At 42.4% G+C, this 14997-nt stretch carries 9 protein-coding genes; 7 read left to right on the top strand and 2 right to left on the bottom strand.

Annotation, left to right across the window (positions count from 1 at the left end):
- Window positions 1-304 precede the first annotated feature (304 nt).
- Entirely contained in the window at window positions 305-1780 is a 1476-nt protein-coding gene (locus BUE31_RS11035; protein ID WP_083619694.1) for a sialate O-acetylesterase, read from the top strand.
- Here BUE31_RS11035 and BUE31_RS11030 read toward each other — a convergent pair whose 3' ends face one another.
- A complete protein-coding gene (locus BUE31_RS11030; protein WP_083619691.1) occupies window positions 1781-2806 on the bottom strand; it encodes a GntR family transcriptional regulator in 1026 nt (341 codons plus the stop codon).
- A 147-nt stretch (window positions 2807-2953) separates the two neighbouring features.
- On the opposite strand from BUE31_RS11030, the gene BUE31_RS11025 reads away from it, so the two are divergent.
- The 5 genes from BUE31_RS11025 to BUE31_RS11005 all read left to right on the top strand — a co-directional run bounded on the left by BUE31_RS11025 (window position 2954) and on the right by BUE31_RS11005 (window position 11644).
- Window positions 2954-5680, top strand: a complete 2727-nt coding sequence (locus tag BUE31_RS11025) for a glycoside hydrolase family 78 protein (RefSeq protein WP_073403403.1) — start codon at window positions 2954-2956, stop codon at window positions 5678-5680.
- A gap of 250 nt (window positions 5681-5930) precedes the next feature.
- Window positions 5931-7010 (top strand): L-rhamnose/proton symporter RhaT, encoded by a 1080-nt coding sequence (gene rhaT / locus BUE31_RS11020; protein WP_073403402.1) that lies wholly within the window; start codon window positions 5931-5933, stop codon window positions 7008-7010.
- Window positions 7011-7110: 100 nt separating this feature from the next.
- The gene (locus BUE31_RS11015) at window positions 7111-9231 is read left to right on the top strand and encodes a bifunctional aldolase/short-chain dehydrogenase (RefSeq protein WP_073403401.1); all 2121 of its coding nucleotides are present in this window, start codon (window positions 7111-7113) and stop codon (window positions 9229-9231) included.
- A 163-nt stretch (window positions 9232-9394) separates the two neighbouring features.
- The gene (locus tag BUE31_RS11010) at window positions 9395-10006 is read left to right on the top strand and encodes an START domain-containing protein (protein ID WP_073403399.1); all 612 of its coding nucleotides are present in this window, start codon (window positions 9395-9397) and stop codon (window positions 10004-10006) included.
- Window positions 10007-10168: 162 nt separating this feature from the next.
- Complete coding sequence (locus BUE31_RS11005; protein WP_073403397.1) at window positions 10169-11644, top strand: serine hydrolase domain-containing protein; 1476 nt, start codon at window positions 10169-10171, stop codon at window positions 11642-11644.
- On the opposite strand, the gene BUE31_RS11000 is transcribed toward BUE31_RS11005, so the two are convergent.
- Window positions 11641-12489, bottom strand: a complete 849-nt coding sequence (locus BUE31_RS11000; protein ID WP_073403395.1) for a hypothetical protein — start codon at window positions 12487-12489, stop codon at window positions 11641-11643. The genes BUE31_RS11005 and BUE31_RS11000 overlap by 4 nt on opposite strands.
- 187 nt (window positions 12490-12676) lie before the next feature.
- Here BUE31_RS11000 and BUE31_RS10995 point away from each other — a divergent pair, with 187 nt between their 5' ends.
- Complete coding sequence (locus BUE31_RS10995; protein WP_073403393.1) at window positions 12677-14995, top strand: PSD1 and planctomycete cytochrome C domain-containing protein; 2319 nt, start codon at window positions 12677-12679, stop codon at window positions 14993-14995.
- Window positions 14996-14997: the final 2 nt, after the last annotated feature.

Raw genomic sequence — 14997 nt, 5'->3', positions numbered from 1 at the left:
ATACAAAACTTCCGCTGTGCAATTAAAACTACCAAACAAATTTTTAAAAGTGCCTGGATCAACGATTCAGGCACTTTTTTCTTTAAAGTCAACTTGCTTAAGAAGGCCATCCCTGGCTTCAACGATATGCAATATGTTGTAATGATTTATCTTTTTGCTGTACTTGCCGGGCCTTAAAAAAGGGGAATTTTGTTGAAAATGTATTGCCATGCTATTTTAATAGGCGCTATTTCTTTATTTTGGTACCCTATAAACTATTGATAATGTTAATGCCTTGTCTTTTAAACACACGGCCTGTTGATATATGAAAACAAGATGGTTGTGTTTAGTGCTGCTGATACTAATAATGGCAGGTTGTAGCAAAAAAGATATAAATCCACAGAAGCATAGTAATGCAACTCCTGTATTGGGTTCGCCGCTGCAAAGCAATATGGTAGTGCAGCGCGATAAGCCATTTATAATTTGGGGCAGCGCAACAGCAAAACAAAAAATAGCAGTAAACGTAAGCTGGAACCTAACAACCTTTAATGCCATTGCAGACGATTCAGGCAACTGGAGGGTAACCGTGGCTGCAAGCGCAGCTAATACTAACCCGCAAACTATAACGGCTAAAGCCGAAGGGACTGATGCTGTAATTTTGACCAATGTTTTAATTGGCGATGTATGGTTATGTTCGGGCCAGTCAAACATGGTAATGCCCGTTGGTTTAATTGCTCCGTTTACCGGGGTGCTTAATTACCAAACGGAAATAGCATCGGCAAAATATCCATTAATCCGTACGCTTACTATACAAAGCGATTATGAAAGCGCGCCGGCATCCAGGCTCAATTTTCCGGCGCAATGGAATGTATGTTCCCCGGCAAATGCGGGTAATTTAAGCGCGACAGCTTATTTTTTTGCCCGTAAATTGCATACAACACTTAACGTGCCCGTTGGTGTCATCATTTCGGCAATTAATGGGGCTTACTGCCAGGAATGGGCCAATAAAGATGCTATAGTGAATGACCCGCTTTTAAATTCGGTTTATTCGCATAACAGTTCAACTTTGTACAACGGGATGATCAACCCTTTAACCAATCTTGCCATTAAAGGATTTACCTGGTACCAGGGCGAAAATAACCAGCGTGATGATCCGGCTAATTACACTAAGCTTAACAGCGCATTAATTAAAGGCTGGCGAACCCAGTTTAATGATAATGCGCTTCCTTTTTATTTTGTACAGCTAACCCCATTTGCGGAAGACTACAACACTACCACCCCGCCCGGCGGCGACAAAACGCTGAATTACCTGGCTAAATTCAGGGAAGGGCAGGCAAACATTCTTTCAGTTGCGGGAACAGGCATGGCTGTTACGATGGATGTTGGCGAAGAAGCCAATCATCACCCGCGTAATAAAAAACCGGTAGGTGAGCGCCTGGCATTGCTGGCTTTAAAAAACACTTATAACCAAAATGTGGAATGTTACGGGCCGCATTATTCGTCATGGTCGGTAAATGGAAATACAGCAATTATAAGTTTTAGCAGCGGTACAGCTAACGGATTAAGCACTGTTAATAATAATCCTTTAAATCAATTCTTTTTTGTTGCAGGTACTGATCATGTTTTCAGGCAGGGAACAGCAACCATACAAGGGAATACAATTTCAATTACAGCGCCGGCAAATACTCCATTGCCTGTACAGGCGGTACGATACGCATTTACAAATGCACCGGTAACCAATCTGCAAAATTCCGCCGGACTACCCGCCGAACCTTTTCGGACAGATACCTGGAGTAATTAATTACAATGAGTTTCTATAAGTAACCTTAAAAGGAATAGCCACATGTTCCTTACTATTGGTTAGTACCATTTCAGCTGCTTTTTCGCCCATCAGCCTAAAATCTGTAGAGATGGTGGTAATCCCGTTAAGAATGATCTTTTTTAATGGTGTTTCGTTATAGCTGATCACACCGATATCTTTTCCAATGGTCAATTTATCGCCAATGATCTTTTCAATCAGCTCAACCAGGTCGTCTTCCATTAAATTAATATACACGGTGCCGGGCTGCAGGAGCTCGTTTTTTAGGTGATGGATGATATCATACTCAAAAGCATACTGACCGCAAAAGTTTAAAAATCCAGTCAATATCTCTTTGGAATAATAGCTGTTCTCAGGGAAAATAATCTTTAATGTGTGGTATTTGCTTAGCTGCTCCAGTAGTTGCTCAAGGGCAAAATAAATATCCTGTTCAAAGTTTTCATACACGGCGCCAAAATTACCAGTTACTCCTTCGGGGAGCTTATCCATCAGGATCAGTTTATCCTTCGGTAATTCATTAATCACTGCGAAGGCATTTTCAGCGGTCTCTATAAAATGAGGGATAACTATTAACTTGGAATAATGCTCTGTGTTATTAGCCAGCAGCTTTTTGAAAACATTAAAATCGTTATTGTAGATGTAAAAATCAATAGCGGCATTGCTGCCAAGCGTTTCGGCAAATGCATCATAAATTATTTTTTTATGGCTGCTCAGCTTATTAAACAGTAACAAAACTTTTACCGGCTGATTAAAAGAGATGTTTGAGATAAAATAACCCTTGCCTGCTACAGACGTGATCACATTATATTGCTTCAATTCCTTATAGGCGCGTTCAATGGTGTTCCGTGAAACATCAAGGGCAATACTCAGGTCGTTTATTGAAGGCAGAATATCATCCTTTTCAATATTCCCATCCTCGATCCCCCTTAAAATGGAATTGCTTATCTGCAGGTATTTAGGCGTGATGGAGTATTCGTCTATTTTGATAATTTTTAAATAGTTTTTCATCTGCAGTAACCTCCGGCAATCTTAAAAGGCTAAAACTAAATAAAATTGCATGAAAAACCCTTGTGGTAAAGACAGTACAGGATAGTTAACTAAAAGCATTTTCATTAACTTGCCTAACCAATTTAAAATATATCCCGATTAATAAAGATGAGAAAGCTACTGATTTTATTTTTTGCAGTACACCTTGCAGGTATTTGTTTGGCACAGGTTAAGGTACAGTATTTACTAACTGAAAACAAGGTTGATCCTATCAGCATTGATGCCATTAACCCGCGGCTCAGCTGGCAGTTAAATGCAGGCGATAAGCGCAGTGTAATGCAAACCGCCTACGAATTAAAGGTAAGCAGCCAGGGCAAAGGCAAGCACGAAGTTTGGAAAACCGGCAAGGTAATGTCTGACGAATCAATGTACATCACCTACAAAGGTGAGCCATTAGTTGCCGGGCAAAAATATGTATGGCAGGTAAGAGTTTGGGATAACACAGGTAAAGCTTCTGTATGGAGCGAGTCTGCCAGCTGGCGAATGGGCCTGCTTACACCTGCCGACTGGAAAGCCAAATGGATAACTCCCGGTTTTGTGGAAGATTCAGTAAACAGGCCAAGCCCATTGTTTCGCAAAGGGTTTAATTTAACCAAAAAGGTACAATCGGCCACAGCTTATATTACCTCGCACGGGTTATATGAGGCGCAGATAAACGGCAAGCGAGTGGGCGATGCGTTTTTAACCCCCGGCTGGACGACTTATAATAAACGCCTGCAATACCAGGCCTATGATGTTACTAATTTGCTTCAGCCCGGCGCAAATGCTGTTGGCGCGACCTTAGGCAGCGGCTGGTACCGCGGGCATATCGGTTTTTCGCATCAGCAAAACTATTACGGAAAAGATATAGCCCTGCTATTTCAACTGGATGTTACTTATACCGATGGTACTACGGCTACCATAGTATCCGACGAATCGTGGAAATCATCTACCGGCCCGGTAAGATTTGCCGAGATTTATAATGGCGCAACCATTGATAATCGCATGCAGCAAAAAAACTGGTCGACAGCCACATTTGATGATAAAAGCTGGTCGGGTGTAACGGTTAACGATTATACAAAAAACACTTTAGTTGCCACCGTTAACGAGCCGGTTAGGAAGCATGAAACCTTTAAGCCTGTAAAAATATTTAAAACGCCAAAAGGCGAGGAGGTAATTGACTTTGGCCAAAACCTGGTTGGCTGGGTGCAAATGAAAGTGAGAGGCAATGCAGGCGACACCATCAGGCTATCGCATGCCGAGATCTTAGACAAACCTGGCAATTTTTATACCGAGAATTTGCGCGCTGCACGGGCCCAGAATATCTACATTTTAAAGGGCGGCGGCGAAGAGGTATTTGAACCGCAATTTACCTGGCAGGGTTTCCGATATATTAAGGTTGAGGGCTACAAAAAGGATTTGAACGCCGCTGATTTTACGGCCATTGCCCTTTATTCAGACATGAAGCCGGCGGGAACATTCAGCTGCTCGAACGAAATGATTAACAAATTACAGCACAACATACAATGGGGCCAAAAGGGTAATTTTTTGGATGTTCCTACTGATTGCCCGCAACGCGATGAGCGTTTAGGCTGGACAGGCGATGCGCAGGTATTTTCGCGCACGGCAACTTACAACATGAATGTGCACAACTTTTTTACCAAATGGCTTAAGGATGTTGCGGCCGACCAGTACCCAAGCGGCAGTGTTCCGTTTGTTATACCCGATGTGTTGGGCAATAATAAAAACGAAGCCGGCGGCAGCACTGGCTGGTCAGATGTATCAACCATTATTCCGTGGAATATGTATTTAGCTTATGGCGATAAGCAGATCCTGGAAAACCAGTACAGCAGCATGAAGGCCTGGGTAAAATTCATGCAGGATAAAAGTAAAAACGACCTTTGGAACACAGGCTTTCATTTCGGCGACTGGCTTTTTTACAGCGTAAATGACGATACCGATGGCAGTTCGGCCATTACCAGCAAATACCTGATAGCGCAATGTTTTTATGCGCATTCAACACAATTGATGATCAATACAGCAAAGGTTTTAGGCAAAAAGGATGATGAGGCTTATTATACTGATCTGCTGGCTAAAATTAAGAAGGCTTTTTTCAATGAGTACGTAACGCCAAACGGGTTGATCTCGTCTGATACACAAACAGCCTATGTGCTGGCGCTTGAATTTGATATGCTGCCCGAAAACTTAAGGCCACAGGCAGCGCAACGTTTGGCAAATAACATTGCACGTTACCGCAACCATTTAACTACCGGCTTTTTAGGGACACCATACTTATGCCATGTGCTAAGCAGGTTTGGGCATGCTGATGTGGCTTACGGCCTTTTACTCCAGGATACCTACCCATCATGGTTATACCCTGTGAAAATGGGTGCAACAACTATTTGGGAAAGATGGGACGGCATCAGACCTGATGGCACTCTTGAAACGCCTACTATGAACTCCTATAACCACTATGCCTATGGGGCCATTGGCGATTGGATGTACCGCGTTATAGCCGGGATTGATACCAAAGAGGATGCACCTGGATATAAGCAGATCGTTATAAAACCGACCCTCGGGGGTAATTTGAGTAATGTGGAAGCTGATTATGAAACAAATTATGGAAAAGTAAGTTCGCACTGGAAGATTGACGGCAGTAACCTATTGCTTGATGTGGAGATCCCGGCTAATACAACGGCTACTATCTATATCCCTGGGAACAATAGCAGCACGATTACAGAAAGCGGCAAAGCAATTGCAAACTCGTTCGGCATAAAAACCGGCGATGCAGCAGATGGTTATGTGGCAGTTAATATAGGATCAGGGGTTTATCATTTTAGTACGGTGAAACCGTAAAAATATAACCGTAGGGGCGTATTGCATACGCCCTTGCATTATGCATCAATTTACGCCGTTGTTGGTGTTGTCACCAACAACAGATGATTTTTGTGCGGTCGAAAATGCCGGCGGCTTATCGGAAAATGTAAACATTTTGCAAACCCAGTCTTGTTGGTGACAACACCAACAAGGGCGCGACAGATGGATTAACTAATATTATAAACATCATTTTAATGCAAAAACTTAATCAACCTAATCAACTAATCTTATGGGCATAATCTTTGGCGTTTTTTTTCACTTCCTCGGGGGCTTTGCTTCGGGGAGCTTTTACATCCCTTATAAAAAAGTTAAGGGCTGGGCCTGGGAAAGCTTCTGGATAGTTGGGGGCATATTTTCGTGGCTTATAGTGCCGCCGCTGGCAGCCTGGCTTACTATTCCTGGTTTTGTTGAGATCATAAAAAGCACAGGCTTTGATGTTTTAGGCTGGACCTACCTAATGGGCCTTTTATGGGGCATTGGTGGATTGACCTATGGGCTTGGTGTACGATACCTGGGTGTATCATTGGGTAGCACCATTATCCTGGGTCTTTGTGCGGTTTTTGGGTCGCTGGTGCCGTCAGTTTATTATAACTTTTTTCCAAAGGAGGGTAAAGATACTTTCACCATGCTGCTTACTTCGCATTGGGGCCAAATGGTATTGCTTGGCATAGCAATTTGCGTTATCGGTATAATTATTTGCGGTAAGGCGGGCACTATGAAGGAGGCAGACCTCGCCAAAAATAGTTCTGCAAAAGCTGAAAATAAAGATTACCGTTTTGGCTTGGGAATCTTTGTAGCCATTGTATCAGGTATTTTAAGCGCCTGTTTTAATTTTGGCTTGGAAGCCGGTAAATCAATGGCTGATACGGCAAATACCATTTGGGTAACAGCGCACCCAGCCCAGGGCAACTTCCTGTTCCGGAACAATGTGATTTATATTGTAGTGCTTTGGGGCGGCCTCACCACCAATTTTATATGGTGTATGATCCTGAATGCGCGCAACAAGACCTTTGGCGATTATACAAATCCGAAAACGCCATTGCTTAAAAATTATTTATTTTCGGCCCTTGCCGGAACAACCTGGTTTTTGCAGTTCTTTTTTTATGGAATGGGCGAAAGCAGGCTTGGTAACGGTGCCAGCTCATGGATCCTTCACATGGCTTTTATCATCCTCATAGCTAATATTTGGGGACTGATTTTAAAGGAATGGAAAGGGGTGAGCAAAAAAGCTTTTAACACAGTTATTCTTGGGATAGCTGTAATTATATTATCAGTTCTTGTAGTAGGATACGGGAACGCTATTAAGTAAAATGAGATGCAAGAATCAAGAGGTCAAGAATCAAGATAAGAGCGTTTATTCTTTCTTGATTCCTGGCTCTTGACTTCCTGATTCTCCTAATAAAAACAATATGTCTGTCAGAGAAACAAATTTTAAGCATGTAAGCTATTTATGGGATGATGCCAAAGCGGCAGCGCTTGCGGGCGATGAAGTGGCATTGCTTATTTACCGTTCAAATCTTTTGGGCGCAGATCTGCGGCTCACCAATTATGGAGGCGGCAATACATCTTGCAAGGTTACAGCAAAAGATCCCTTAACAGGTGCGGATACCGAAGTAATGTGGGTAAAAGGATCAGGCGGCGACTTGGGTACATTAAAGAAAAGCGGCCTTGCGGCACTGTATGTTAACCGCCTGCGCAGCCTTACCAATGTTTACCGCGGCATTGAACATGAAGACGAAATGGTGGAGCTTTTTAACCATTGCATTTTTGACCTGAGTTCAAAAGCACCATCAATAGATACGCCGCTGCATGGCTTTTTACCCTTCAAACATATTGATCACCTGCATCCGGATGCTGCAATTGCTATCGCGGCAGCAAAAGAGGGTAAAAAAATAACGCAGGAGCTGTTTAAAGGAACTATTGGCTGGGTTGAATGGCAAAGGCCGGGTTTCGACCTGGGCCTGCAACTAAAACAATGCCTTGATGAAAACCCCGGCATAAGGGGGATAATGCTTGGCTCGCATGGTTTATTTACCTGGGGCGATACGGCTTACGAAAGCTATATGAACACCCTTGAGGTAATTGAGCAAAGCGCAGAATATTTGGAGAAAAACTACGGCAAAAAAGGACCAGTATTTGGTGGTATCAAGCTTACCAGTTCCGATATTGACATCCGCAGAAAACAGGCTATCTCGATAGCGCCAATACTACGTGGTTTTTGCTCTGGCAATGTACGCATGATTGGTCATTTTACGGATGATAGCCGCGTGCTTGAATTTACCAACTCGAACGATTTGAATAGATTGGCCCCAATGGGCACCAGCTGCCCCGATCATTTTTTAAGAACGAAGATTAGTCCGCTGGTTTTGGAACTTAAGGCTGAGGATGATTTAAGCGATACCAAAGCAATAAAAGAAAAGCTGACTCCGGCCTTCGAAGCTTACCGCAAGATGTATGCAGCGTATTACGAAAGCTGCAAGCATCCAAACAGCCCTGCAATGCGCGATGCCAATCCGGTGGTTATCCTTTATCCGGGGATCGGCATGTTTACCTTTGCGAAGGATAAGCAAACAGCCCGCGTTGCTGCCGAATTTTACATCAATGCTATTAATGTAATGAAGGGCGCAGAGGCTATCTCCGAATATACCTCATTGCCACGCCAGGAAGCTTTTAATATTGAGTATTGGTTACTTGAAGAAGCCAAGCTGCAGCGTATGCCAAAGCCAAAATCACTTTCGGGCCGGGTTGCCCTGGTAACAGGCAGCGCCGGCGGAATAGGTAAAGCCATAGCCAAAAAGTTTGCTGATGAAGGTGCCTGTGTAGTAATCAATGACAATGATGCAGACCGTTTAGCGCATGCAAACGAAGAGTTTTTGAAACAGTATGGCAAAGATGTTTACACCACAGCATTAATGGACGTGACTGATAAGGCCGCTATTAATAAAGCTTACGAAGCTGCTGTTTTAGCATTTGCGGGAGTTGACCTTGTGGTGAACTGTGCCGGGCTATCCATCTCAAAACCAATTGAAGATCATACGGAAAAAGATTGGGACCTGCTTTACGATGTATTGGTAAAGGGCCAGTTTATGGTTACCCAGGCGGGAGTCGAAGTTATGCGCAAGCAGGATACAGGGGGTGATGTAATAAACATTGTAAGTAAAAATGCGCTGGTATCGGGGCCTAATAATGCAGGCTATGGATCGGCAAAGGCTGCGCAATTACACCTCAGCAGGTTAAACGCTGCCGAACTGGGTAAAGATAATATCCGCGTAAACGTGGTTAACCCTGATGCTGTTATATCTGATAGTAAGATCTGGGCAGGCGATTGGGCCGCCGGGCGTGCAAAAGCCTATGGTGTAACCGTTGAAGAATTGCCGGCCTACTATGCCAAAAGAACATTGTTGAATGAGATCATATTGCCGGAAGATATTGCCAATGCCTGCTTTGCCTTGGTTGGCGGTTTGCTTAATAAGTCAACCGGAAATGTTTTGAATGTAGATGGTGGTGTGGCGATGGCCTTTGTGAGGTAGGACTATAATAAGAAATGTTAAACAAAAGCGCTTCCAGGTTTAGGGGCGCTTTTTGCTTTTACAGATTTCGCAAACAAATGTTAGCTAATTTATATCCCATAGGGTATACTGTTTTATCAAATAATGAGTATTAGTAGCTTATATTTATAACGCCTTGATATTCATGAAAAAGAAACTGATCCTGTTAAATATATTCTTCTTTGTATTTTCTGCCGTAATTGCGCAGGGGAGCTGGGAGCTTAAAAAAAATGAAAATGGGATAGCCGTTTATACCCGCAAACCTGCAACCGGGAATTTAAAGGAATTGAGGGTTGTTTGTGAGCTGGATGCAACAAAGGCGCAGTTGATCAGTACATTACAGGATATTGGCAATTATAACGATTGGGTATACTCGAATAAAAAGTCGGAAATATTAAAAAGCCTGAATCCGCATAAAATAATTTATTATACCGAATCACGCTTACCATGGCCCATTAAAGACCGCGACCTGGTTGTGCAGCTTGATATTAATTCAGGTCCCGAAATTTTAGAGATCCAGGCAAAAAGCCTTCCTGAATATCTGCCGCAAAATAAAAAATTTGTCCGTGTTCCATATTCATTAGCAAAATGGAAAGTAACCCAGGCCAATGACAATAAATTAAAAGTCGACTATACTTTTAGTGTTGATCCGGGCGGCAATATCCCGTCATGGCTTGTTAATGCCACCATGGCTATAGGCCCCTATAATTCGTTTGTTAAGTTAAGGGAGTTGCTGGATAAAAAGAATAGTAAATGATGTTTAGCATTATTTACTCCTGGTATTAATCCTAATTATTAAATCGAGTCAAACAATCGGCTTAAATACCAATCGAGTCCTTTTTAGCGATCCTTTAAAAATATTTACCGTAACCTGAAACCTCAACAGCTATTTAGGCGACTAACACCCTAAATAATTGATATGAAAACAAAGATCCCTGCGCTGTTACTTTTCTTTTTAGCTGCCATGTCTTCCGTTCGTGCACAAAACCCGTCACCGGTTCAAAAGATCAGAGCGGTTGAAAATGGTCTGACGCCCAATGCGGAAATTATTTTTGCGGATAGTGTTTCAAAGCATTTTAATATTGAGGAACGAATGCATTATTATAATATTCCTTCGGTATCAATAGCTGTGATCAATAATGGTAAGATAGCATGGGCGAAAGCTTACGGGCTAGCTGATGTAACCGATAACCGCAAAGCAGATCCACACACCCTTTACCAGGCGGCATCTATCAGCAAATCTATCAATGCGCTTTGTATTATTAAACTGGCCCAGGATGGTAAATTGGATTTGGACAAAGACATTCGCACATCGTTGAAGACCTGGACTTTCCCGGATAACGACTTTTCAAAAGGAAAAACAATAACATTAAAGAACCTGCTAAGCCACACTGCAGGTTTAAGTACCGGTGGATTTAAGGGATATGAAAAAGAAGACCGGCTGCCGATTATTAATGAGATATTGGATGGAAAGCTTCCTGCAAATAGTGATGCCGTAAAACCTGTATTGATCCCAGGCACCACGAAACAATATTCCGGCGGCGGAACATTGGTTACAAAAAAGATCCTGGTAGATAATATCAATGCTGACTATGTCGGATTGATTAGAACGACAGTATTGCAACCCTTGGGTATGACAGGCAGCACTTTTGTACAACCTTTACCCGTACACTATAAAAATTTTGCTGTGGCTTATGACATCAACAAAAAGGAGATGCCTGGCAAGTATTATATTTACCCTGAACAGGCGCCTGATGGTTTATGGACAAACCCTACCGATTACGCCAAATTTATCCTGGCCCTGCAGCGATCACTTAGAGAAGAAGGCGGTTTTTTAAACAAAAAGATGGCCAACGAGATGATAACACCAGTGCTTGAAGGCTCGGATGCGGCATTGGGGGTCTTTATTAAAGAGAAAGGCGGTGAAAAGTATTTTACGCATACCGGTGCAAATATGGGTTACCGCAGCATCTATTATGGCAGTTTTAATACAGAGAATGGTGTTGTGATCCTTATCAATTCAGATAATGATAAAATATTAGATGAACTGGTAAATAGTGTGGCTATGGCTTACAATTGGAAGGGGTTTTATAATCCGGAAGTACGGAAACTGGTTAAACTGCCAGATACACTAACGAATCAATACATCGGCGAATACCAAAGTGATCAACCCGCCCTAAAAATTAAAATTATTCGTAAAAATGATGAGCTGCAACTGTCAGCACGTGGTAATGGCAATTTTGAGCGGATGTATTTTACCAGTAATAGCAGCTTCTTTTTAATGTCGTCGCCAAATACTTTGGCTGCTAGAATAAGCCCAAACAATGGAAAAGACTATAACCTGGTAGTAAAGCAAGGTGATAAAGCACTGATTACCGTCCGGAAAATAAATTAATATTTAAAACCTGGAAACACGATGTGGAAAATGCTCCACCAACCATTTTCATTGGATAGGTATAATTTAAACCCTCCCTGAATAACTATCGTTTCTCCGCTTTCCAAAATAGCATCATATTTTACACCGCCTTCAGCATGGCCTAATCCACCGTTTTCATTCAGTTCAAATTTCACTTCTTTAATAAAAAAGTCTTCGTTGGTAAAAGCCTTATAAGCATCAAAAATATTTTTCAGTTGGGCTACAATATCTTTTTTGCTTAATACTCTTCTGTCGGGTAGTATAAAATGGTCTGCAAGCTCCCAGCTGTTTTCATCAAAACTTTGCTTAAACCATTCGGATAAAAATTCAATTGCCCGGTTTTGAATGTCTTTTTTATGATTGGGGTGAAACTCTTCATAATCAAAATTTGTGGTCATCCCCGGAATCTTAAAATCATCGGTTTCTTTTTCAAAAAGCTCTTCAGTAATAAAATGGTACCGTGTACGGCTGTCACATTCTTCATCAAAATGCACTACAATATTTTTTTGCGCTAATAGGTTGATCACATCCTCCAGGGCTGCCTCAATTGTGCTATCATCTAAATCTCCGGTCTTTTTAAATCCGGGCTTGCCTAACAGGTCATAAATTTTAATTCGATTGGCCTTGGCGTAATTCTGTTCAAACGCGAATATGTTTTTGAGAAATTCATTCTCAAGTTCGGGGGGAAGATTGCCTGAACTATGTGATTGACCACCAAGTTCAGCCTGCAATTTCAAACGCAGCAATTCATTTTCTATTCGCAGGTTTTCTTCAGGATCATTACTTAATGGCTGGTCGGGCATTTCGTCGTTGTTATTAGTCATGTTGATAAGGTGTTAGCAATCGTTAAATCAAATTTAATTTATAAACCATCAATAATGAAATTTTAGGCCATCTTGTAAAAAACTTGTCTCAATACACTTAGGTAAAAAAGTATTTATGCTATTTTTATAATTATTTGTTTAATTTTAGCTTTTATAAACCAATTGTACGGACATTACTACTTTTGATATGCGATGTAAATTATATTTACTATGGATCTTGTGCGCGGGATGTATTGCGGCCATGTTTAATGCCTGTAATAACGCTGCATCAAATATTGAGGATCAGATTCCTGATACCATAAGCTATAATTTTAACATTCGCCCTATTCTTTCTGATAAGTGTTATAAATGCCATGGCCCTGATGCCAGTAAAAGGCAGGCAGGCTTAAGGCTGGATAAACCGGAGAGCGCATTTAAAGCATTAAAGGACAATCCGGGAGCGCATGTTTTAGTTCCGGGTAGCCCGGAGATGTCTGAACTATTCAGGCGGGTATCAACCAATGATACTTCTGAGATTATGCCCCCGGCAAATTCAAATCTAAAGCGCTTAACCCCTCATGAGGTTGACCTGGTAAAAAAATGGATCAAGCAGGGTGCCAAATACGAGAAACACTGGGCTTTTGTAGCACCAAAATCATGGCCTGTTCCCGAAGTTAAGGACAAAGAATGGCCTAAAAACCCAATAGATAACTTTATACTGAAAAAGCAGGAACAATACGGAGTTAAGCCAAACCCTGAGGCAGATAAAGAGCATCTTTTAAAACGTGTAAGCCTTGATTTGACAGGCTTGCCACCCAGCCTTGAAATGCAAAACAGGTTTTTGGCTGATAAAAGTCCGGATGCATATAATAAGATAGTTGATGAGCTAATGAAAAGCCCTGCCTATGGCGAGAAGATGGCTTTGCACTGGATGGATGTTGCCCGTTATGCTGATTCGCATGGTTACCAGGACGATAATTACCGTACGCAATGGCCCTGGAGGGATTGGGTGATCCATGCTTATAACGAAAATCTGCCCTACAACAAATTTATATCCTGGCAGCTAGCCGGCGACCTAATGCCTAACGGCACAAAGGAACAATTGTTAGCAACCGGGTTTAACCGCAATCACAAAATAACTGAAGAAGGCGGGGTAATACAGGAAGAATACCGTGTTGCCTATGTTACCGACCGCACCAACACCTTTGGCAAAGCGCTGCTGGGCGTTACAATCGAATGTGCGCATTGCCATGATCATAAATACGATCCTTTTTCGCAAAAGGAGTATTACCAGCTTTTTTCGTTTTTTAACAGCGTGAAAGAGCCGGGATTGCAATCTACAGTTGGCGGACCCGAAACTTATGCCAAAAGGCCATTGATGCAGGTAACCAATGATGATGTGAAAGGCATTTTGAAATTTATAAACAAGCAGGATACCGGCAAGCTCATCGTTTCTGTAATGGGAGATAGCGAAGTTTACCGTAAAACATACATCCTAAGGCGCGGCAACTATGATACACGCGGTGATGAGGTTGAGCCGGGAACACCAAGATCAATATTGCCTTTTGATAATTCGTTGCCAAAAAACAGGCTTGGTTTGGCTGAATGGCTTTTTGATAAAAGGAACCCGCTCACGGCCCGGGTATTTGTAAACCAAACCTGGCAGGAGCTATTTGGCAAAGGCATTGTAAAAAGCGCTGGCGATTTTGGGATGCAGGGCGACCTGCCTTCACATCCTGAACTATTGGACTGGCTGGCTGTTGATTTTATGAATCATGGCTGGGATATGAAACGGCTTGTAAAACAAATGGTGATGTCTGCCACCTATCGGCAATCAGCAGTAATCACTCCGGATAAAACAAAGATCGATCCGGATAATACCTTGTTAACCCGTGGTCCGCGTTACCGCTTGCCTGCAGAGTTAGTGAGAGATTTGGTGCTAGCAAGCAGCGGGTTGTTAACTAAAACCATTGGCGGCCCGAGCGTAAACCCATACCAGCCACCCGGTCTTTGGGAAAATGCTACATCCGGTCGGGGGCTTTTGGCCAGCTATAAACAGGTTCATGGGCCCGACCTTTACCGTCGCGGTATGTACACGCTGATAAAGCGTACCGTTCCCCCTGTTGAAATGGCCATATTTGACGCCAGCAACCGCGATCAATGCGAGGTGAAAAGATTACGTACCAACACGCCCTTACAAGCATTACTAATGGAGAATGATCCCACTGTGCTGGAAGCTGCGCGGGTTTTAGCAGCTAAGTTATTAAGCGACAACAGCAATGCAAATGACAAGATCAAAAAAGCTTTCCGACTGATTATGTGCCGGACGCCAAATGAAAAGGAGCTGGGGATCTTAACCGGTTATTATAACGATCAGCTTAAAACATTAAATAAAAAGGATGCGCAAAAAGTGCTGAGCGTAGGCGAGTATCCTATTCCTCAAAACATAGATAAAGTTATGCTTGCCGCTATGATGAAAACAGTTGATACAATTTATAACTTAGAGGAAGCGATTACAAAAACCTGATG

The organism is Mucilaginibacter sp. OK098 (assembly GCF_900142915.1).
GTDB lineage: Bacteria > Bacteroidota > Bacteroidia > Sphingobacteriales > Sphingobacteriaceae > Mucilaginibacter.
The sequence above is the reverse complement of the archived record's forward strand: the minus strand, read 5'-3'. Positions and strand labels throughout refer to the sequence as shown.